The 20307-nt window shown below is 59.2% G+C and carries 20 protein-coding genes; 15 read left to right on the top strand and 5 right to left on the bottom strand.

Going from position 1 to position 20307, the window contains the following annotated elements:
* Nucleotides 1–13 precede the first annotated feature (13 nt).
* The 4 genes from HQL98_08545 to pyrR all read right to left on the bottom strand — a co-directional run bounded on the left by HQL98_08545 (nt 14) and on the right by pyrR (nt 3800).
* Nucleotides 14–913, bottom strand: coding sequence for a dihydroorotate dehydrogenase electron transfer subunit (locus HQL98_08545; GenBank protein MBF0272095.1), 900 nt, complete (start codon nt 911–913; stop codon nt 14–16).
* Nucleotides 900–2189 (bottom strand): dihydroorotase, encoded by a 1290-nt coding sequence (locus tag HQL98_08540; protein ID MBF0272094.1) that lies wholly within the window; start codon nt 2187–2189, stop codon nt 900–902. The genes HQL98_08545 and HQL98_08540 overlap by 14 nt, the downstream gene beginning before the upstream one ends.
* The gene (locus tag HQL98_08535) at nt 2186–3145 is read right to left on the bottom strand and encodes an aspartate carbamoyltransferase catalytic subunit (protein ID MBF0272093.1); all 960 of its coding nucleotides are present in this window, start codon (nt 3143–3145) and stop codon (nt 2186–2188) included. Before HQL98_08535 ends, HQL98_08540 begins: the two co-directional genes overlap by 4 nt.
* A gap of 94 nt (nt 3146–3239) precedes the next feature.
* Complete coding sequence (gene pyrR / locus HQL98_08530) at nt 3240–3800, bottom strand: bifunctional pyr operon transcriptional regulator/uracil phosphoribosyltransferase PyrR (protein MBF0272092.1); 561 nt, start codon at nt 3798–3800, stop codon at nt 3240–3242.
* Nucleotides 3801–4394: 594 nt separating this feature from the next.
* Between pyrR and HQL98_08525 the strand changes: the two genes are divergently transcribed.
* The 3 genes from HQL98_08525 (at nt 4395) to HQL98_08515 (ending at nt 7470) form a co-directional block, all read left to right on the top strand.
* Nucleotides 4395–5738, top strand: a complete 1344-nt coding sequence (locus HQL98_08525; GenBank protein MBF0272091.1) for a hypothetical protein — start codon at nt 4395–4397, stop codon at nt 5736–5738.
* Nucleotides 5739–5836: 98 nt separating this feature from the next.
* On the top strand, nt 5837–6856 hold the full coding sequence (locus HQL98_08520; GenBank protein ID MBF0272090.1) for an Rpn family recombination-promoting nuclease/putative transposase: 1020 nt from the start codon (nt 5837–5839) through the stop codon (nt 6854–6856).
* A gap of 56 nt (nt 6857–6912) precedes the next feature.
* Nucleotides 6913–7470, top strand: coding sequence for a DUF3576 domain-containing protein (locus HQL98_08515; GenBank protein ID MBF0272089.1), 558 nt, complete (start codon nt 6913–6915; stop codon nt 7468–7470).
* Between the two features lie 52 nt (nt 7471–7522).
* On the opposite strand, the gene HQL98_08510 is transcribed toward HQL98_08515, so the two are convergent.
* Nucleotides 7523–8098: a hypothetical protein gene (locus tag HQL98_08510; protein MBF0272088.1), complete on the bottom strand. Its 576-nt coding sequence runs from the start codon at nt 8096–8098 to the stop codon at nt 7523–7525.
* 190 nt (nt 8099–8288) lie between these two features.
* On the opposite strand from HQL98_08510, the gene HQL98_08505 reads away from it, so the two are divergent.
* From HQL98_08505 to priA, 12 genes are all read left to right on the top strand, one after another.
* Nucleotides 8289–8513 (top strand): sulfurtransferase TusA family protein, encoded by a 225-nt coding sequence (locus HQL98_08505; protein MBF0272087.1) that lies wholly within the window; start codon nt 8289–8291, stop codon nt 8511–8513.
* Nucleotides 8514–8535: 22 nt separating this feature from the next.
* A complete protein-coding gene (locus HQL98_08500) occupies nt 8536–9003 on the top strand; it encodes a DsrE/DsrF/DrsH-like family protein (protein MBF0272086.1) in 468 nt (155 codons plus the stop codon).
* 192 nt (nt 9004–9195) lie between these two features.
* The gene (locus HQL98_08495) at nt 9196–10368 is read left to right on the top strand and encodes an aspartate aminotransferase family protein (protein MBF0272085.1); all 1173 of its coding nucleotides are present in this window, start codon (nt 9196–9198) and stop codon (nt 10366–10368) included.
* A 10-nt stretch (nt 10369–10378) separates the two neighbouring features.
* Complete coding sequence (gene argF, locus HQL98_08490) at nt 10379–11326, top strand: ornithine carbamoyltransferase (GenBank protein MBF0272084.1); 948 nt, start codon at nt 10379–10381, stop codon at nt 11324–11326.
* A gap of 30 nt (nt 11327–11356) precedes the next feature.
* Nucleotides 11357–12577 (top strand): argininosuccinate synthase, encoded by a 1221-nt coding sequence (locus HQL98_08485; protein MBF0272083.1) that lies wholly within the window; start codon nt 11357–11359, stop codon nt 12575–12577.
* Nucleotides 12574–14004 carry an argininosuccinate lyase gene (argH, locus tag HQL98_08480; GenBank protein MBF0272082.1) on the top strand — a complete coding sequence of 477 codons (1431 nt, stop codon included), beginning with the start codon at nt 12574–12576 and terminating at the stop codon, nt 14002–14004. Before HQL98_08485 ends, argH begins: the two co-directional genes overlap by 4 nt.
* A 208-nt stretch (nt 14005–14212) precedes the next feature.
* Nucleotides 14213–14575: a c-type cytochrome gene (locus HQL98_08475; protein MBF0272081.1), complete on the top strand. Its 363-nt coding sequence runs from the start codon at nt 14213–14215 to the stop codon at nt 14573–14575.
* 174 nt (nt 14576–14749) lie between these two features.
* Nucleotides 14750–14893: a lipoprotein gene (locus HQL98_08470; protein ID MBF0272080.1), complete on the top strand. Its 144-nt coding sequence runs from the start codon at nt 14750–14752 to the stop codon at nt 14891–14893.
* Nucleotides 14894–14910: 17 nt separating this feature from the next.
* Nucleotides 14911–16164 carry a diaminopimelate decarboxylase gene (gene lysA, locus HQL98_08465; GenBank protein MBF0272079.1) on the top strand — a complete coding sequence of 418 codons (1254 nt, stop codon included), beginning with the start codon at nt 14911–14913 and terminating at the stop codon, nt 16162–16164.
* Between the two features lie 25 nt (nt 16165–16189).
* A complete protein-coding gene (locus HQL98_08460; protein ID MBF0272078.1) occupies nt 16190–17281 on the top strand; it encodes a DegT/DnrJ/EryC1/StrS family aminotransferase in 1092 nt (363 codons plus the stop codon).
* Between the two features lies 1 nt (nt 17282).
* The gene (locus tag HQL98_08455; protein ID MBF0272077.1) at nt 17283–17507 is read left to right on the top strand and encodes a hypothetical protein; all 225 of its coding nucleotides are present in this window, start codon (nt 17283–17285) and stop codon (nt 17505–17507) included.
* Nucleotides 17508–17923: 416 nt separating this feature from the next.
* On the top strand, nt 17924–20125 hold the full coding sequence (priA, locus tag HQL98_08450) for a primosomal protein N' (GenBank protein ID MBF0272076.1): 2202 nt from the start codon (nt 17924–17926) through the stop codon (nt 20123–20125).
* The last annotated feature ends 182 nt before the right edge of the window (nt 20126–20307 follow it).

Raw genomic sequence — 20307 nt, 5'->3', positions numbered from 1 at the left:
CCCTTCTTTTTTTTCAATAGTTTTCCCAGGAGATATCGGAGATGGGGAAGACCGGGCCTTCGGTGCAGATTTTGCGGTAGGTCCAGCCCTCCGCCGTGCGGACCGGGGCGACGCAAGCGGCGCAGACGCCGAATCCACACGCCATGCGCTCTTCCAGCGACACCTGACCCGACACCCCAAAACGTTCCGCCAACCGATGCACCGCCTGCAACATCGGCGTCGGTCCACAGGCGAACAACACGGTCCGACTGCGCACAGTCTCAGGAGAGTGCGACAGATACTGCTCCGCCAGATCGGTCACATACCCATGAAAACGACCCGGCGTCGCCACCATCGAAGCCAGTCGGCTCGACACCCCCACCGCATCCAACGCGGCCAACGCTTCCGGTGACTCCACGAACGCCACATCCAACGGAAAGCCATCCATCCGGGCATCGATGGTCATCAACGGGGCTTCGGTTTCGATTCCCCAGGCCAGCACCGGGGCATATCCCCGTTCCACCAACCGTTTGGCCAAAAAATGAACCGGCGCCAAACCCGCGCCGCCGGCGATCAACAAAGGATTGACCCGGGCCTCGGGCCACGCGAAAGGCCGTCCCAGAGGCATCAAAACCCGCACCGACTCCCCCCCCTGCCACTGGGCCATGATTCCGGTGCCCACCCCCACCACCCGATAGAAAATATCCACCGTGCCCTGGGCGGGATCGGCGTCCATCAGGGAAAAGGGTCTGGGCAGGGTCAGACCGGGATCACAGATCAATTGCGCGAAATGACCCGGCAACACCTGTCTGGCCAGCTTGCCCACCCGCAAACGCAACAGGCCATGATCCCCCGGCAACGACCGGTTGAATACCACCTGAGCCACTACCGGATGGGCCTTGCCACGCAACGCGCAGTGATCAGAGGTCGTCATCGAACACGATCCGTCCGGCAACCAATGTCTTTTTCACCCGTCCCCGCACCCGGCGACCGTGGAAACAGGTATTCTTCGAGGTGCCATGCAACCGGGCCGCATCCACCACCCAGACCGCCTCGGGATCGAACAGCACCAGATCCGCCACCGAACCGGGTGACAACGTGCCCCGCCCCCGATCCAGCCCCAACAGCCGGGCCGGAGCCACGGTCATGGCCCGCAGACAATCCATCCAGGTCATCACCCCGTCCCGCACCAGTTCGAGACTGACCGGCAACATCGTCTCCAGTCCCACCACCCCGTTGGAGGCGTGACAAAATTCCACCCGCTTGCTGTCCGAATCGTGAGGCGCGTGATCCGTGGCAATCACCGTGATCACCCCACGGGCCAACCCCTCCAGCAGGGCGTTGCGATCCTCCACGCTGCGCAACGGCGGCGACATTTTGGCATCGGTGTCGTAACCGACCACCGCTTCGTCGGTCAAGGAGAAGTGATGCGGCGCCACTTCGCAGCTCACCGGCAATCCCCGCGCCCGCGCCCGGGCCACCGCCTCCACCGCTCCGGCCACGGAAATATGGGCCACGTGATAACGACCCCCGGTCAGCTCCACCAAACGGATATCCCGATCCACCATCACCGATTCCGCCGCCGCAGGCAGTCCCGGCAATCCCAACCGGCTGGAAACCACCCCTTCGTGCATGCACCCCCCCGCCGACAACGAAGGCTCCTCGGCGTGCTGAATGATCAACGCACCAAAGGCGCGGGAATAATCCAACGCCCGCCGCATCAAGCCACTGTCGGCCACCGGGCGCCCATCATCGGAAAACGCCACACATCCGGCCCGCATCAACAAGCCCATCTCGGTCAATTCCCGCCCTTCCAGCCCCTTGGTCACCGCGCCGATCGGAGCCACGTTGACGATCCCTTCCAGCAACGCCTTTTGCAGAATGTATCCGGTGATGCTCGGATCGTCGTTGACCGGCCGGGTGTTGGGCATGCAGGCCACCGTGGTCACGCCACCGGCGGCAGCGGCCAGGGTGCCTCCGGCGATGGTCTCCTTGTACTCGAAACCCGGCTCCCGCAGATGCACATGCATATCCACCAGACCCGGAGCCACCACCAAGCCATCCGCCTCCAGCACCTTCGCCCCGCTAGGCACATCGGGCCGACCCACGGCGCGAATGATGCCATCTTCCAGCAGCACATCCCCCGTGGCATCCATTCCGTTCGCCGGATCGATCACCCGTCCGCCCCGGATCAACACAAATCCACTCATCGCCCGCCTCCCACGCCACACAACCGATAAAGCACCGCCATGCGCACCGCCAACCCGTTGGCCACCTGTTCCAGGATCACCGACCGCTCCCGGTCATCCGCCACCTCGGAAGAGATCTCCACCCCACGGTTGATGGGTCCGGGATGCATGACAAAAGCCCCGGGGGCCGCACGCGCCAATCGGGCGCGGGTCAATCCCCAGAAGGCGAAATATTCACGCACGCTCGGAATGAATCCCACGGTCATACGTTCCAGTTGCAGCCGCAAGGCCATCACCACATGAGCGCCGTCCAACCCCTCCTCCATGTCATGATAGACCCGCGCCCCGAAGGCCTCTTCGGCTTTGGGGGGAATCAGTCCCGGGGGTCCCACAAACCGGACCTCCCCTCCCATGGCCCGCAACCCCAAGGCAATGGAACGGGCCACCCGGGAGTGCAACGAATCCCCACACACCGCCACCACCAGCCCCTCGAATCCGGAACGATCCAGCAAAGGCAGATGATCGTGAATGGTCAGCAGATCCAGCAGGGCCTGGGTGGGATGTTCATGGCGACCATCCCCGGCATTGACGATGGCCGTATCCAGATGACGGGCCAGAAACTCCTGGGCGCCGGATTCGGGATGGCGGATCACCACCACATCGGGATTCATGGCCTGCAACGTGGCCAGGGTATCGATGAGGGTCTCCCCCTTTTTGACGGAACTGGAGGCCACCGACATGTTGATGACATCCGCCGACATGCGCTTGCCCGCCAGTTCAAAGGAGGTGCGGGTGCGGGTGGAGTTTTCAAAAAACAGATTGATGACCGTTTTGCCCCGCAAGGTGGGGACTTTCTTGATCTCCCGACGGTTGACCTCGCGCAACGAGGCGGCCGCGTCGAGAATGGATTGGATCTCCTCCCGGGAGAGGTCCGCCATCCCGAGGAGATGTTTACGATTCCACAAATGACTTCCCATGCAATGCCCCGTCTTCAAGCGCCCGTTGAATGCCCGAAAACTTCCGCGCCCCTCTTTCCCCCACCCCAACCCGGCGCCCCTCGCGCCAAAGCCGTCACGCTTCCGGACGACGGCACACCACGGTCCACTCGCCTTTTTCCCGCTCCGCCAGTTTAATGGTCTCCCGGGTTCCGGCCTCGATCACCCGACCGGCGCAATCGGGCTGAATGGGCAATTGACGCCCCCCGCGATCCACCAATACCGCCAGTTCGACACACTCCGGACGGCCATAATCAAACAAGGCGTTCAGCGCGGCCCGGATGGTGCGACCCGTGAACAGCACATCGTCCACCAACAGAATGCGTCGGCCATCGATGGTCATGGTCAAATCCGTAGCGCCCACCACCGGATTGGGAGCGATGGTGCGCAAGTCGTCCCGATAAAAGGTGATGTCGAGAAAGCCCATGGGGATCTGACGTCCCAGGGCTGCCTGAAGTCGATCCCGCAACAACCCGGCCACCACCGCCCCACCCCGTCGGATTCCCACCACCACCAGATTTTCCGGTCGGGCGAGGTCCGGCAGAATGCGATCGGCCATCTGCTGGATCAGGGCCCGGGTCTCCGAGGCCGAAAGCAGGATCTCTTCACGTGCGTCGCGTGCGGGTATGGCGGACATGAGAATCGGACGGCTCCCCCCTCTATAGAAGAAACGAAGATGGATGAAGACACGATGGCAACAGCGGTCTGGACTTGGTGTTTTTTTCGGTATTCCGAAATCGGAGTCCGAGATTTCGGAATACCAAAATCTATACACCATCCAGCCCGCCATCGGGAAGGGATGGCAAAGGTTTCCATATGGGCAAATTCCGACACCGACACCCGATTCCACCCCACTGTGGCAAAATCATGACAGTGTGATCCGAAGCACACGACCGGATTGCAACACACCTGTCGTGGCAAAAATGGCGCAAAATGGGGCTTTTCAACCGGTTTGAAAAATTGGCCCCGCTGTTGCAATAGTGAATCCCGTCTACGGAAAACAACGGACAAGGACTGAAAAATGAAGACCTTGACCCGAGCGAACCCAGACAGATGAACAAAAATGAAGGGATGTTGATTTTTTTCTTGACAGTGGATGGATGGTTCCGATATAAGCCAATACATCCGATCGATGTGGCACTTTCGCAACAGGGTGTTGCAAAAGAGCAAAAACGAAAGATTCCCGGGTAGGCCGGGGACAAAACTAGCAACGAACTTTGGAGAAAAAGAAATGAAAAAATCTATCCTGTTGGGTGCCGCTGCCCTGGCCGCCATTGCCCTCTCCGCTCCCCAAGCTGCTGATGCCGGCGAGCTGAAAATCGGTGGTTACTATCAGTTCCGCGCCGCTTCCATGGACAACACCCCCTCCGATGCGATCGGCGAAGAGACCGCCAATTACTGGGCCCAGCGTCTGCAACTCAACCTGGACATGAAAGCCAGCGACAAGTCCCACGCTCATGCCATCGTCCGCGCTCTGGACAGCAGCCATGTTGACGGCGCCGATTCCACCGTCACCGCCGCCGATGCTCAAGCGGAATGGGTCATCCGTCAGATGTGGTTGGAGACCGAAGCCTGGGGTGTGGGCCTGAAAGTCGGTAGCATGCCGATCGCCCTCAACGATGGCATCCTGGTCAATCATGATGTCACCTCCTATGGTTCGATCCTGTTGTCGAAGAATTTCGGCGGCGTGACCGTGGTGGGTGCCAATGTGAAAGTGAACGAAGGCGATCCCACCATGACCGTGGGTCCTGCCGGCGGCAATCACAAGGACGTGGACCTGTGGGTTCTGTCCGCTCTGGGCAAGTTCAACACGGTTGACTATCAAGTCACCGGCGCCTTCATGAACGAAGAGAGCGGTTTTGTGGGTGCTGGCGCTGCTCCGATCTATGGTATTGTGGGCAATGGTACCGGCCTCAAGCTGAATGGTGGCGACAACGTCAGCGACGGTTGGTTGGCCCTGACCCTGGGTACCAACATCCAAGGCATCGACGTGACCGGTACCGCGATCTATGAAACCGGTATGGACAACGTTACCGCCGGCAGCCAGTTGGAAAATGATGGCTTCATGTTCGGTGTGCGTGCCAAAGGCAAAACCGGCTTCGGTGGATGGAATGCCTATGCCATGTACGGCAGCGAAGACTTCACCGCGGTTGTTCCCGGTGGCGACATGACCTTCTGGTCCCCGACCTGGGACATGGGTGGACCGGGTTCCGTGGACCTGATGAAGTCCGCTCTGACCGGTGTCAACAACAACAGCGTGGCCACCAGCCAGTCCAACATCTGGGGCCTCGGTGCTGGCCTGAGCATCAATGCCGGCGCTTGGACCATCAAACCGAGCCTGGACTATGCTCAAATTGTTGAAGAGCGTGTCTCCAGCAATACCCTTGTCGGTCCCGTGTTTGTCAAATATGACAGTGCCTGGGGCGGAACGCTGGCCTTCTCGACCAAGATCCAGGAGGGCACCACCCTCGACCTGTCTGGCAGCTGGGTTGACCCCAACTCCAGCAACTTGGTCGCCGGCACCACGGAAGACACCCTGCACTACCTCCAAGCTTCTGTGAAGATGGACTTCTAAGTTTCTCTTCAAAAAGCTGGACTGCTTGACCCAAGGGGGGCGGATTATTCCGCTCCCCTTTTTCTTTGGTGCATCCTTATTCCATGCGTCATGGCGCCATGCACGAACACGATCTCGGCTATGCCAAGCTCTTTTCCCATCCCCGGATGATGGAGGATCTCATCACCGGCTTCATTCACGAAACGTGGGTCACGGGACTGGATTTCTCCACCCTGGAAAAGGTGAATCCGGTCCATGTCACCGACGACTTCCGCAAACGGACCGACGATCTGATCTGGAAAATCCGCTGGAAAGATCCAGAACGGTGGTTGTACCTCTATCTCCTGCTGGAAGCCCAATCCACAGTGGTGGAAATCATGGCGCTGCGCTGTGACCTCTATTTGAAACTGCTCTACCAGGATCTGCACGCTTGCGGAAAAATTCCCGCCGGCCAAAAATTTCCCCCCGCGCTTCCCATCGTGCTGTACAATGGCAAACAACGTTGGAACGCGGTGCGGGATGTCGCGGACCTGATCGAGGAGTCTCCCCCCGGTCTGGAACCCTACCGGCCCCATACCCGCTATCTGCTGGTGGACAAAAACCACTACCAGGACAACGATCTGCGCGCCATGCCAAACGTGGTGGCGGCCTTGTTCCGGCTGGAAAAAAGTCAATCACTGGAGGACGTGCGGCAGGTGATCCGGGATCTGGACGGATGGCTGCAACAGCCCGAGCAAGAGGCCTTGCGTCACACCTTTGCCAATTGGCTCAACCGCATCCTGGCGCCCAGGCTGTCCAAGCACTACCACATCCATCCGGAAGCCATTTCAGAGATCAACGAATTGAAGGAGGTACATGCCATGTTGGCCGATACCGTGGACGAATGGGTCAAACAGTGGATTGAGCAGGGACTCACGAAAGGCATCGAGCAAGGCATCGAGCAGGGCATCGAGCAGGGCATCAAGCAGGGTCGCCGGGACGAGGCTCTGAACAGCTTGTGCAGACTGCTGCGCCGCAAATTTGGTCCGATTCCGGACTGGGTGACGGCGCGGGTCAACACCGCAGACGTGACCACCATCGAAAACTGGATGGAAAACGTCATTGACATGCATTCCCTGGAGGAGGTTTTTGCTTCATAATGGAGCGGTTTGATCCGCATTCATCCCCGGAAAGCACGCTAAGGAAAGACGCATCCATGAAAATCAAATTGATAGCCGTGGCATTGACCGCGCTGGCCTTTGGGGCCGGCGGATGTTCCGGTTCGATCTGGAACAGCCCGAACACCCTGGAAGATCAAAAGCTGGCCAAGTTTGGCCAGAAAAAGGCCCGGGAAGACGCACAGGAGGGCATTGGGGACAACAGCTCCTCGGAACTGCTCGGTCAGGAGAGCATTCTGAATATCGGCAGCAACAGCGGGGGGGGCAGCAAGTTGACCCAGGAGCAGGTCCGGCTGAACAAGCTGTACGCCGGAGCCATGGACGTGGTGATGGAACTGCCGGTGCAGGTGGCCAACCGGGAAGGGGGATTCATCTCCACGGATTGGAAGATCGATCCCAACGACGCCAAAACCCGTTACCGGGTGAACATCCGTCTTTCCGGCCAAGCGCCCTATGGGGATGTGAAAGTGGTGGTGCTCAAGCAAAATCTCCGTGGAGAGGGAAACTGGCAGGACGCACCTTCGGATGGGGAAACCGCCCGACAGATCGAAAAAGCCATCCGCAAGAAATCCCAGGATGCCCGTCCCGCCCATTGATTCCCAGGAAACAAGAAATCCATTCCGTCGCTTTTCGGGTCGCCAGTCCCCCCTAGTCGTCGTCTCTGGAGGACGACAGGGTGGCGGCGACGGAAGAGTCGTCGGGTATGGGTGAGGGCGCCTTGGAACCCACGGGTCGCACCGGCAGAGGCAAAGTCAGGTTGACCAACGTATCGCCGGTACTGGTCAAGGGTTTATACTGCCCGCCCCGATAGTCCTGGAACTGGATGGTGGTATTGGTCTCGGCCACCCGACGGACCATCTCCATGGCCACCGAAGCCTTGATGTGGGCCAGACAAATTCCGCAGCCCGCCTTGTCCGTGACCACGATGGAAAACAGTTTCAAGGAGCCGGTCAGTTCGGCCATGCGCTCCCCTTTCAGATATCCCAACTCCGTCAACCCTTCCGGGGCACCGACCACCACGGGGGGATAGGCGTTGCGGTCCCGGTAGTAGTTGAGACAGGCACGGCTCAAAACATAAAACAACCCCAACAGCACGGTGAGCTTGTCGGCGGGCAATTCATCCTTGATGGTCGATTCCCGCATGACCCGCAGCCTGAGCAGCGTCCAGAAGAGCATCACCAGACCAATCAAAACCAAAAAAACAGTGGGCAAAGGGTATTCCATGGCAATCCGTCAAAAGCAGGAGGGATGACACTGGGTACGGTTTCATGGCGCGTGCCAGTTTTACCGTAAATCCAGAGAAAAAAAATTTGCAACCCGAGCGGATGCGATTCACTATTACAGAGTTTGCTGTTTTTCTAATAATTGCCTTTTCACATCGCACCAGCGACATCCAACCCGGAGGAAACACATCATGGCTGACACGACCCTCGACGCCAAAGGGCTGAACTGCCCACTGCCCATCCTGCGCGCCAAAAAGGCCCTCAAAGAGATGGCATCCGGACAAGTCCTCGCCATCGAGGCCACGGATCCAGGCTCTGCCAAGGATTTTGAATCGTTTTGCACCCAGACCGGAAACGAGCTGATCAAGGCCTCGGAAGCGGGCGGCGTCTTCTACTACGAAATCCGCAAGCCCTGACCGGGCAAGGAGAACCCTCACCATGGCGCAGAAAAAACTGGCGATCATCGCCACCAAAGGCACTCTGGACTTCGCCTATCCTCCGCTGATTCTGGCCACCACGGCGGCGGCGCTGGATTACGAAGTCACCATCTTCTGGACCTTTTACGGCTTGCAGGTTCTGAAAAAAAACCGCAGCCTGAAAATTTCGCCCCTCGGCAATCCGGCCATGCCGATGCCGATTCCCATGCCCGTGCTGGTGCAAGCCCTGCCCGGCATGGAAAGCATGGCCACCATCATGATGAAACAAAAAATGGTCAGCAAAGGGGTGGCCTCCATCGACGAATTGATGGATATGGCCATCGAGTCTGAAGTCAAGATGATCGCCTGTCAAATGACTGTCGATCTGTTCGACTTCAAACACGAAGAACTGATGGACGGCCTGGAATATGCCGGAGCCGCCCGCTTCTTTGAAGTGGCCCAGGAAGCGGACATTACCCTCTTCATCTGATCCCCGCCTCGGCAATCCGCATCCCGGAAGAGGTGAAAAGTCTGATTCCTTGGGCTTTCCACCCCTTCCGGGGGACATGCGATCCTTGATTTCCCTCCGAATTGACAAAATCGCCTCGCCGTGCATGATGAACCGTTGCGGGATCTGCCGCTAACCGCTATAAAAAACGTTTCAAATCAGTACGGAGGCATCATGAACGACATCCAGTGCATCATGTCCACCTATGGACGGAATCCCGTGGGCTTTGTCCGGGGCGCCGGAACACGGCTCTGGGACACCGAAGGCCGGGAATATCTCGACTTTCTGTCCGGCATCGGGGTGAACAATCTGGGCCACTGCCCGCCCAAGGTGACCGCGGCCATCGCCAAACAGGCCGGGGAACTCATCCACACCTCGAACCTTTACCGGATCCCGTTGCAGGAAAAACTGGCCCGTCGTCTGACCGATACCTGTTTTGCCGATCAAGCCTTCTTTTGCAACAGCGGCGCCGAAGCCAACGAGGCGGCCATCAAGCTGACCCGCAAATACATGCGGGATCACGGCCATCCGGGACGCTTCGAGATCATCACCGCCATCAACGGCTTCCACGGTCGTACCCTGGCCACCCTGTCGGCCACGGCCCAGGAAAAAGTCCAACGGGGCTTTGAACCCCTCATGCCCGGCTTCCGTTATGTGCCCTTCAACGATCCCGGCGCCGTGGAAAAGGCCATCAGTCCTTATACCGCCGGCATCTTCGTGGAGCCGATCCAGGGGGAATCCGGCGTGCGCCTGCCGGATGACGGCTATCTGGAGGCCCTGCGGGCCATCGCCGACCGGCATGGACTGCTGCTGATCCTGGATGAAGTCCAGACCGGCATGGGCCGTACCGGCAAGTTCTGGGGCCATCAATGGAGCCAGGCCATTCCGGACATCATCACCGTGGCCAAGGGATTGGCCTCCGGGGTGCCCATGGGAGCCTGTCTGGCCTCGGCCAAGGTGGCCGCCTCCTTCACGCCCGGCACCCACGCCTCCACCTTCGGGGGCAATCCGCTGGCCTGCGCCGCCGCCCTCGCCACCCTGGAAACCCTGCTGGACGATGGTATCCTGGCCAACGTCACCGCCCTGGGCGACCATCTGCATCAACGGCTGCGGGAGATGGCCGCCAACCATACCATGGTCAAGACCACCCGTGGTCGGGGCCTGATGGCCGCCGTGGAACTCAACGGTGCCACCGAGGAGGTCGCGGGTCTGTGTCTGAACCGGGGTCTGCTCCTCAGTTCCCAGATGGGCACCACCTTGCGCATGTTGCCTCCCCTGACCATCTCCCCAGAGGAGATCGATCAGGGCGTGGCCATTCTCGACGGCGTGATGAGCGACCTTTTTTGACGGCAACACAATGACCACCACACACTCCACCAAACGGGATCTGCTCACCTTCGACGACCTCTCCGCCCAGGAGATCCGTCGTCTGTTCCAACGCACCGCCCTGCTGAAAAAGGCGCGCAACGCGGGTCGGAACGAACCCACCCTCCAGGGCCGCACCCTGGGGATGATCTTTGAAAAACCCTCCACCCGCACCCGGGTCTCCTTCGAGACCGGCATGTTCCAGTTGGGGGGACAGGCGCTGTTCCTTTCCAGCCAGGAGATCCAACTGGGACGGGGGGAGACCCTTTCGGACTCGGCCCGGGTGCTGTCGCGGTATGTGGACGGCATCATGGTGCGCACCTTCGGTCACGACAAGGTTACCACCATGGCCCAATACGCCACGGTGCCGGTGATCAACGGCCTGTCCGACGATTTTCATCCCTGTCAGGTGCTGGCGGATCTGTTCACCTTCGAAGAGCACCGGGGGCCACTGGACGGCAAAAGAGTGGCCTGGATCGGCGACGGCAACAACATGGCCAACTCCTGGATCCAGGCGGCGGCCAAACTGGGTTTCCATCTGGTTTTGGCCTGCCCGATCCACTACGAGCCAAACGACGCCCTGCTGGCCCGTGCCCAGCAGGAGGCCATCACCACCGGCGGCTCCATCCAGGTGGTACGCGCCCCGATCGACGCCGCCATCGACGCCGACCTGATCTGCACCGACACCTGGACCTCCATGGGTCAGGAGTCCGAACAACTGCGCCGCCAGCGCGCCTTCGCCGACTATTGCGTGGATCAGGCTCTGATGTACGCGGCCCGGCCCGAAGCTTTGTTCATGCACTGCCTGCCCGCCCACCGGGGCGAGGAGGTCACGGACGAAGTGCTCGACGGTCCCCAGTCGGTGGTCTGGGACGAGGCGGAAAACCGTCTGCATGTCCAAAAAGCCATTCTCGAATGGCTGATGGGCGTGGCGATCTGACATTCAACGGCATCACAAGGGAATCGATTCATGTCCAAACCCGTCAAGAAAGCGGTCCTGGCCTACTCCGGTGGGCTGGACACCTCCATCATCCTCAAATGGCTGCAAGAGCATTACGAGTGTGAAATTGTCGCCTTCTGCGCCGACCTGGGACAGGGCGAAGAGCTGGAGCCGGCCCGTCAAAAGGCCCATGCCCTGGGGGTCCGGGAGGTCTTCATCGAGGATCTGAAAGAGGAGTTCGTCCGGGATTTCGTCTTTCCCATGTACCGGGCCAACGCCCTGTATGAAGGGGTCTATCATCTGGGCACCTCCATCGCCCGTCCGCTCATCGCCAAGCGTCAGATCGAAATCGCCACCCAGAGTGGCGCCGACGCCGTGGCCCATGGCGCCACGGGCAAGGGCAACGACCAGGTGCGCTTCGAGCTGGCCTATCACGCCCTGCGTCCCGACATTCGGGTGATCGCCCCCTGGCGGGAGTGGGATCTGACCTCCCGGGAAAAACTGCTGGCCTATGCCGACGCCCATGGCATTCCGGTCTCCCGCGACAAGCGCGGCGAGGTGCCCTACTCCATGGATCGCAATCTGTTGCATCTGTCCTTCGAGGGCAAGGCCCTGGAAGATCCCTGGAGCGAGCCGGAAGAGGAGATGTTCATTCTGTCCGTCTCCCCGGAACGGGCGCCGGACAAACCCACCTATGTGGAAATCTCCTTTGAAAAAGGGGATCCGGTGGCCATCGACGGGGAACGTCTCTCTCCGGCTGCGCTGCTGACCCGTCTGAACGCCTTGGGAGGCGCCAATGGCATCGGTCGGGTGGATCTGGTGGAAAACCGCTATGTGGGCATGAAATCCCGTGGCGTGTACGAAACCCCGGGAGGAACCATTCTGGGGGTGGCCCATCGGGCCATCGAGTCTTTGACCCTGGACCGGGAAGCGGCCCATCTCAAGGATGAACTGATGCCCCGTTACGCCTCTTTGGTGTACAACGGCTACTGGTTCTCCCCGGAACGGCTGATGCTCCAGGCTCTGATTGACGCCTCCCAGACCTATGTCACGGGTGTGGTGCGATTGAAACTGTACAAGGGCAATGTCACGGTCACGGGACGGCGTTCGGAGTTGTCGTTGTTCGACCCGGCCATTGTCACTTTCGAGGAGGATCACGGGGCCTACGACCAGACCGACGCCACCGGATTCATCAAACTCAACGCCTTGAGGATGCGCATCGCCGCCATGGTGCGCCAGAACCATCCATGAGCAAACCCAACAAACCCTGGGGCGGACGATTCTCCCAGCCCACCGATGCCTTCATGGAGTCCTTTTCCGCCTCGATTCACTACGATTCGCGGCTGTATCGACAGGACATCCAGGGATCCATGGCCCACTGCCGCATGCTGGCGCGTCAGGGGATCATCGCCGAGGCCGAAGCCGACCTGATCGTCAGTGGTCTGGCGCGGGTCAAGGTGGAGATCGAAGAGGGACGTCTGCCCTTCCGGGACGACCAGGAAGACATCCACATGCATGTGGAAAACCGTCTGAGGGAGCTGGTGGGGCCGGTAGCGGGCAAACTGCACACCGCCCGTTCCCGCAACGATCAGGTGGCCACGGATCTGCGTCTGTGGCTGCGGGAGGAGGTGGATGCCATCCGGGATGCCATTCTCACCTTGCAGCGCATCCTGCTGACCCTGGCGGAAGCCCACATCGAAACCATCATGCCGGGTTTCACCCATCTGCAAAACGCCCAGCCCATCACCTTCGGTCACCATCTCATGGCCTACTTCGAGATGCTCGACCGGGATCGGCAACGGTTCGCCGAGGCGCGCAAGCGGATCAATCAACTTCCCCTGGGGGCCGCGGCCCTGGCGGGAACCCCCTACCCCATCGACCGGGAGTGGGTGGCCAAGGAGTTGAACTTCGACGGCATCTGTCGCAACTCCCTGGACGCGGTTTCGGATCGGGATTTCGTCATCGAGACCGCGGCGGCCTGCGCGCTGGTCATGACCCATCTGTCGCGTTTTTCCGAAGAGTTGATTCTGTGGTCTTCCCAGGCGTTCGGCTTCGTGGAGCTTTCGGACGCCTTCGCCACGGGTTCGAGCATCATGCCCCAGAAGAAAAATCCCGACGCCCCGGAACTGGTGCGGGGCAAAAGCGGTCGGGTCACGGGACATCTGATGGGTCTGCTCACCTTGATGAAGGGTCTGCCCCTCTCCTACAACCGGGACATGCAAGAAGACAAAGAGGCGATCTTCGACATCATCGAGACCGTGCGGGGCTGTCTGAAGGTGTTCGCGGGCATGCTGGCGGAAATCCGCATCCATCGGTCCGCCATGGCTTCCGCCGCCAAGGTGGGGTTCACCACGGCCACGGATCTGGCGGACTATCTGGCCCGTCAGGGGATTCCGTTCCGCAAGGCCCACGAGGTTTCGGGTCGGCTGGTACGCCTGTGCGTGGAGAGCGGTCGCACCCTGGAACAGCTCTCCTTGGCCGAAATGCAATCGGCGGATCCCCGCATCGGTCCGGAGGTGGTGGAGGTGCTGGCGGTGACCGCTTCGGTCAATGCCCGCAAGGTCGCCGGTGGAACCGCCTTTTCCACGGTGCGCACCGCCATCGAGACCGCCCGGAAACGGCTGGATGGCAGTTCCGAATCCGCCAAGACCCCGACCAAATCCCCGCCGGGAAGCTGACACGACCCGTGAAAAACAGTGGAAATTGACCCGGATCAATGGTGTGTCCGTTTCGTGACGGGAGCCGGCAAGTCCCTGTATTTAAACCTTGACTCCCTGACCGGGCGGGACTAAGATCCCCACGCTCCAAATGATGGGATCAATTTTTTTTAAGCAACAAGCAAACACGAACAGACCAAAAATCACCCCAAAACTAAAGGTAAAACACATGAAACACCAACTCCTCGTCGCCAGCCTGGGTATCGTCGCTCTCATGGCTGCCAATTCCGCCTCTGCCGATGTGGCCAAAGGCGAGGCCGTCTTCAAAAAGAACTGCGCTGTCTGCCACTCCAACAAGCCCGGCGAAAAGAAGATCGGTCCCAACCTCTCCGGTCTGGCTGGCCGTGCCGCCGGCACCCAGGAGGGCTTCAAGTATTCCGACGGCTTCACCGGTGTGAGCTGGGATGCCGCCAACCTGAACAAGTTCATCGAAAATCCCAAAGCGATGTTCGCCAAGACCAAAATGACCTTCCCCGGTCTCAAGGACGCCACCGAGCGGGCCGACCTGTTTGAATTCCTGGGCGTGAAGTAATTCTCCCCCGGTTGATGCTTGAAAAACGGTGGACCTTCACCAAATGGTCCACCGTTTTTTTTTGGCCTTAAAGCTGGAACCCATTTCGGAAAGGAATTTCCCGGGTACCGTTGAAATCTGTAACGAAACCATGGCACAATGAAAAAAATCCATGCCCAACAGGAGATCATCGGGATGAAACGGTTCCAAACACACGCGATCCTACCTGCTTTGGTGGCGGCACTTGGCCTGCTGATCGCGGGCTGTGGCCACAAAGGAGAGCTTTATCTGCCTGGCAAGGATGAAAAAGGTCAAACCACCCAACGTCTCGCCCCCTGAAGAAATCGAATCGGATCATGGACTATTTCCGCTACCTGGACAACCGCCTGCACTGCGAACAGGTTCCCCTCGACCAGATCGCCGCCAGCGTCGGAACTCCCTTCTACTGTTACTCCCAGGGCACTTTGGAGCGTCATTTCGATGTCTTCAGCCATGCCTTCGCCGCGGTGGACCATCTGATCTGTTATTCGGTGAAGGCCAACAGTTCCCTGGCGATCCTCGACATCCTGGCCAGACGCGGTTCGGGATTCGACATCGTTTCCGGGGGGGAGTTGGAACGGGTCAAGCGGGTGGGATGTCCCGGGAGTCGGGTGGTTTTTTCCGGCGTGGGCAAAAGCGGCGCCGAGATCCAGGCCGCCTTGGAACATGACATCCTGCTGTTCAACGTGGAAAGTCACGGGGAGTTGTTGCGCATCAACACCCTGGCCGGACGCATGGGCAAAAAGGCCCCCATCGCCTTGCGCATCAACCCGGATGTGGATCCGGCGACGCATCCTTACATTTCCACCGGATTGCGGCGCAACAAGTTCGGCATTCCCCATCCCCAGGCCATGGAGCTTTACCGGCTGGCTGCCAGTCTCGAACATGTCACTCCGGTGGGATTGGATTGTCACATCGGCTCGCAGTTGACCACTCTGGAGCCTTTTGTCGATGCCCTCAAGCGGGTCAAGCAACTGTTGATCGAGCTGCGTCGCGCCGGAATCCCGTTGCGTTATCTGGATTTAGGCGGGGGTCTAGGCATTCCGTATGACGCCCAGCAGATTCCCCCGCATCCGGAGCGTTACGCCGCGGCCCTGCTCCAGGAGTTGAACGGTCTGGAGATCACCTTGATCCTGGAACCGGGTCGGGTGATCGTGGGCAATGCGGGGGTGCTGGTGGCGGGGGTGGAGTACGTCAAAGAAGGGGAAGAAAAACGCTTCATCATCACCGATGCGGGCATGAACGATCTGCTACGTCCTGCGCTTTACGACGCCCATCACACCATTTTGCCGGTGGTGCGTCGTTTCGACCGGGAAGAAATTCTGGCCGACGTGGTGGGTCCGATTTGTGAATCCGGTGATTTTTTGGCCAAGGATCGCATGCTGCCGGAGTTTCATGCCGGAGAGCTGCTGGCAGTTCGTTCCGCCGGGGCTTATGGCTTCTCCATGAGCAGCAACTACAATACCCGACCCCGCGCCGCCGAGGTGATGGTGTGTCAGGACCGCTTCGCCGTGGTGCGGCCACGGGAAACCATCCATCAATTGATGGAACACGAAATCCTGTTCATCTGAGGGGACCACACCAGTGTCAAATGTCATGGAATTCATCGATCTGCAATCCCAGTACCGTCTCATGCGCGATCCGGTCAACCGGGCCATCCAGGAGGTGCTGGACACCTCCCGTTACATCAACGGTCCCCAGGTCAAGGAGCTGGAAGGGGCGTTGGCGGAATTTGTCGGATGTGGGCATGCGGTGGGGCTTTCATCGGGTACCGATGCGTTGTTGGCCATTCTGATGGCCTGGGGGATTGGGCCGGGTGACGAGGTGATCACCACGCCTTTCACCTTCATCGCCACAGCCGAGACCATTGCCCTGACCGGGGCCAAACCGGTTTTTGTGGATGTGGAGCCGGACACCCTCAACATCGATCCGGGTTTGATTGCCGCGGCCATCACGCCCCGGACTCGCGCCATCATGCCGGTGAGCATTTTTGGGCAATGTGCGGATCTGGATGCCATCAACGATATCGCCAAGGCCCATGGGCTTTGGGTTTTGGAGGATGCCTGTCAATCTTTTGGAGCGGCCAACAAGGGGCGGCGTTCTTGTGGCATGACCACGGCGGCGGCCACTTCATTTTTCCCGGCCAAGCCGTTGGGGGGGTACGGGGATGGGGGGATGGCGTTCACCGAAGATGAAGAGTTGGCTCAAAAGATCAAGGTGATTCGGGAACACGGTCAAATCGCCCAGTATCGTCATGCGCTTTTGGGCATCAACGGGCGTTTGGACACCTTGCAGGCTGCGATTTTGTTGGCCAAATTGCCATTTTTTGAAGGGGAAATTCAGGCGCGTCAGGAAGTGGCGGCCCGTTATGCCGAGCGTTTGAGTGGCAAGGTGCGCATTCCGGAGATTCGCACGGAAAATCTGAGTGTTTTTGCTCAATACACGGTACGGGTTGCGGATCGGGAGCGGGTACGGGGGGAGATGGCCCAGGCGGGAATTCCGACGGCGGTGCATTATCCGATTCCTTTGCATCATCAGGCGGTATTTGCGGCGTTGGGTCATGACAGGGGAGAGTTTCCCAACGCGACGCAGGCGGCGAGCGAAGTGATTTCGTTACCCATGCATCCTTATCTGACTGCCGAGCAGCAGGATTTGGTCTGTCAGGCTTTGGTGCGGGCGGTGGGGTGAGGTGATTCTGGATCCGGAGGTCGAACTGGCCGAAGCCCGTCGTCGGGTTGCCCGGGCTGAAGGTGAGTTGGAGAATTTGCGTCAGGTGTTGCGCTGTATCCCTCACGGGCGCGGCGATCACACGGATTTTTGTCGCATGGAAAACGAGGGGCTTCCGCCTGTGGATGATGCTCATTGTTGCTGTCATGTGGCGATGATCCGTAAATATCTGAAACGAAGCGAATAGATTTCCCGGCCAAAAAATCATCGAACCCATTGAAAAAAAAGAGAGGGTCTGGGGGATTCTTCCCCCAGGGTTTTGACTTTGATCTTTTGACTTTCAATCTTTTTTGCCTTTGGCGCGCTTTTACAAAAGCTTTTTTCGCGCCTTTTGCGAAAAAAGCGCAGCGCGCGCTCCGTCCTTCCTGAGTGAACTCGCCCTGATCAGAACCGGATTGGTCTTGAAAATTTTCGCAACACTTTGAAAAGCGAGCCAAAGGCAAAAAGAAAAAGTCAAAAGCAGCGCGCTTGCGCTTTTTTTCGCAAAAGGCGCGAAAAAAGCTTCTTTGAAAAGCGCGCCAAAGGCAAAAGATTAAAGGCAAAATCAAAACCCTGGGAGATGAATCTCCCAGACCCTCTCTTTTTTTTTAATAGTTTCAAACCATGCGCTTTGCCCAGGTCGCCCTCCCCATCCCCAAACGCCCCCTCCTGACCTACGCCATCCCGGACTCCATGCCGGTCACCGCAGGCTCACTGGTGCTGGTACCCCTCGGACGCAGCCGACAAACCGGCATCGTCTGGGAAATCACCCAAGAAGCCGTCTGGAAAGAAGGAAAAATCCTGGAAATCGCCGCCACCCTCGGCACTCAACCCCTGCTCGGCGCAGACCTGCTCCACCTCCTGAATTGGCTCTCCCGCTATTACCTGTGCTCCATCGGCTCCGTGGCGGCGGCGGCCCTGCCCAGCGAAATCACCTTCCAACGCAAACGACGGGCAATCTGGCAACCCGAAACCGATCCACAAATCATTCCACCCTCCCTCATCCCCCTGGTCACCCGCATCCAAAACCGCAAAGATGGCCTCTCCGAAGAAACCCTGATCACCCACTTCGGCAAAAAAGGACTCATCGAACACCTGCATACCCTCGAAAAACTCGGAGCCATCCGCCTGGAAACCACCTGGACAACCCGCATCCCCGAAGAATCCAATCCAACCGAACTCCCCCAACCGCCCATCACACCCCCCACCCTCACCGACGAACAATCCCAATGCGTCGAACAACTCTGCCAGGCCCTGAACAGCCATACCTTCAAACCGTTTCTCCTGGAAGGCATCACCGGTAGCGGCAAAACCGAAGTCTACCTGCGCGCCATCGAACGCTGCCTCACCTCCGGAAGACAAGCCCTGGTGCTGGTGCCGGAAATTGCCCTCACCTCCCAAATGATCACACGACTGCGCGCCCGCTTTCCCACCACCCTGGCCGTGCTGCACTCCGGATTGACCCGCGCCCAACGCCCCAAAGAGTGGTGGCGCATCCATAAAGGAGAAGCCCAGGTGGCCGTTGGCGCCCGCAGCGCCCTGTTTGCGCCGTTCGCCAACCTGGGACTGGTGATCGTGGACGAAGAACATGACCCTTCCTACAAACAAGAAGGCAACGTTCCCTATCAGGCCCGGGACATGGCCGCCGTGCGCGCCCAGAAATGCGCCGCCGTGCTGATTCTCGGCAGCGCCACCCCGTCGATGGAATCCCTGGCCAATGTCCAACGAGGCCGCTATGGCCATCTGCGCCTGACCCAACGGGCCGGAGGTGGCCTGCCTCCCACAGTGGAAGCGGTCCAACTGGGAGACCCGGAACTGCGACGCCTCATGGGAAAAGATGGCCTGATCTCCCCCAGACTGCGCCAGGCCATGACCGAAACCCTGGAAGCGGGACGACAGGTGCTGCTGTTTCTCAACCGACGCGGATTCGCTCCGTCACTGCTCTGCTATCGCTGCGGACAGGCGATCCAATGCCCCCACTGCTCGGTCACCCTCACCCTGCACAAAAACCGCTCCCGTCTGCTGTGCCACTATTGCGATTTCAACCGGGATCCTCTGGATATCTGCCCAAGCTGCGGCCAATTGAGCCTCTACCACTTCGGACCCGGCACCCAACGCCTGGAAGAAGAAACCCGTACCCTCTTTCCCCAAGCCACCATCGCCCGACTGGATCGGGATGCCGTGGCTTCCGACTCCCACACCCTGGAAGAGACCCTGGAAGCCTTCCACGCCCGCCGCATCGATATTCTCGTGGGCACCCAGATGACCGCCAAAGGACATCACTTTCCCGGGTTGTCCCTGGTGGGAGTGGTGCAGGCGGAAACCACGCTGTGCCAACCCGATTTCCGCGCCTCGGAACGCACCTTTCAGATTCTCACCCAGGTGGCCGGACGGGCCGGACGGGAAGACCATGCGGGACGAGCCATCATCCAAACCCTGGATCCCAACCACTACGCCATAGCCGCCGCCCTGGGAAACGATCAGAATTTCATCCAAAAAGAGATGGACTTCCGACGCCAGGCCGGTTACCCCCCCTTCCGACGGCTGGCCATGATGCGATTCAACGCCAGCATGAAACCGGAAGGGGATCTTTTTTGTCAAATGTTCAAAGCCGCCTTGCCTCCGAATGCCGATGTGGAATTCCTGGGGCCCGCCCCGGCGCCGCTGTTCAAATTGCGCAACCGGTATCGCTGGCAAATGCTGATCAAGGAACGACAAGACGGTCGATTGCATCGGGCACTGCCCGGCGTCATGACCCTGGCCGAAAAAATGGCAGGCACGCGGATTCGCCTGGAAATCGATGTGGATCCCCAACTCTTCCTTTGAAAGACCAAACCGGATAAACTATTGAAAAAAAAGAGGGGGTCTGGGGGATTCATCCCCCAGGGTTTTGACTCTAAAATTAAATAATTTGAAAAACTTTTTAAAAAAATAATAAAGTCAAATTACTGGGGATGAATCCCCAGACCCCTCTTTTTTTTCAATAGTTGCAACACTATTTTTCACGG

The organism is Magnetococcales bacterium, from assembly GCA_015231755.1.
GTDB lineage: Bacteria > Pseudomonadota > Magnetococcia > Magnetococcales > Magnetaquicoccaceae > Magnetaquiglobus.
This window is presented reverse-complemented; position numbering and strand designations above follow the sequence as displayed.

What these genes read in the sequence shown, in the direction of transcription:
- HQL98_08545 (MBF0272095.1), bottom strand. Translation starts at nt 913, where the DNA reads ATGACGACCTCTGATCACTGCGCGTTGCGTGGCAAGGCCCATCCGGTA.
- HQL98_08540 (MBF0272094.1), bottom strand. Translation starts at nt 2,189, where the DNA reads ATGAGTGGATTTGTGTTGATCCGGGGCGGACGGGTGATCGATCCGGCG.
- HQL98_08535 (MBF0272093.1), bottom strand. Translation starts at nt 3,145, where the DNA reads ATGGGAAGTCATTTGTGGAATCGTAAACATCTCCTCGGGATGGCGGAC.
- pyrR (MBF0272092.1), bottom strand. Translation starts at nt 3,800, where the DNA reads ATGTCCGCCATACCCGCACGCGACGCACGTGAAGAGATCCTGCTTTCG.
- HQL98_08525 (MBF0272091.1), top strand. Translation starts at nt 4,395, where the DNA reads ATGAAAAAATCTATCCTGTTGGGTGCCGCTGCCCTGGCCGCCATTGCC.
- HQL98_08520 (MBF0272090.1), top strand. Translation starts at nt 5,837, where the DNA reads ATGCACGAACACGATCTCGGCTATGCCAAGCTCTTTTCCCATCCCCGG.
- HQL98_08515 (MBF0272089.1), top strand. Translation starts at nt 6,913, where the DNA reads ATGAAAATCAAATTGATAGCCGTGGCATTGACCGCGCTGGCCTTTGGG.
- HQL98_08510 (MBF0272088.1), bottom strand. Translation starts at nt 8,098, where the DNA reads ATGGAATACCCTTTGCCCACTGTTTTTTTGGTTTTGATTGGTCTGGTG.
- HQL98_08505 (MBF0272087.1), top strand. Translation starts at nt 8,289, where the DNA reads ATGGCTGACACGACCCTCGACGCCAAAGGGCTGAACTGCCCACTGCCC.
- HQL98_08500 (MBF0272086.1), top strand. Translation starts at nt 8,536, where the DNA reads ATGGCGCAGAAAAAACTGGCGATCATCGCCACCAAAGGCACTCTGGAC.
- HQL98_08495 (MBF0272085.1), top strand. Translation starts at nt 9,196, where the DNA reads ATGAACGACATCCAGTGCATCATGTCCACCTATGGACGGAATCCCGTG.
- argF (MBF0272084.1), top strand. Translation starts at nt 10,379, where the DNA reads ATGACCACCACACACTCCACCAAACGGGATCTGCTCACCTTCGACGAC.
- HQL98_08485 (MBF0272083.1), top strand. Translation starts at nt 11,357, where the DNA reads ATGTCCAAACCCGTCAAGAAAGCGGTCCTGGCCTACTCCGGTGGGCTG.
- argH (MBF0272082.1), top strand. Translation starts at nt 12,574, where the DNA reads ATGAGCAAACCCAACAAACCCTGGGGCGGACGATTCTCCCAGCCCACC.
- HQL98_08475 (MBF0272081.1), top strand. Translation starts at nt 14,213, where the DNA reads ATGAAACACCAACTCCTCGTCGCCAGCCTGGGTATCGTCGCTCTCATG.
- HQL98_08470 (MBF0272080.1), top strand. Translation starts at nt 14,750, where the DNA reads ATGAAACGGTTCCAAACACACGCGATCCTACCTGCTTTGGTGGCGGCA.
- lysA (MBF0272079.1), top strand. Translation starts at nt 14,911, where the DNA reads ATGGACTATTTCCGCTACCTGGACAACCGCCTGCACTGCGAACAGGTT.
- HQL98_08460 (MBF0272078.1), top strand. Translation starts at nt 16,190, where the DNA reads ATGGAATTCATCGATCTGCAATCCCAGTACCGTCTCATGCGCGATCCG.
- priA (MBF0272076.1), top strand. Translation starts at nt 17,924, where the DNA reads ATGCGCTTTGCCCAGGTCGCCCTCCCCATCCCCAAACGCCCCCTCCTG.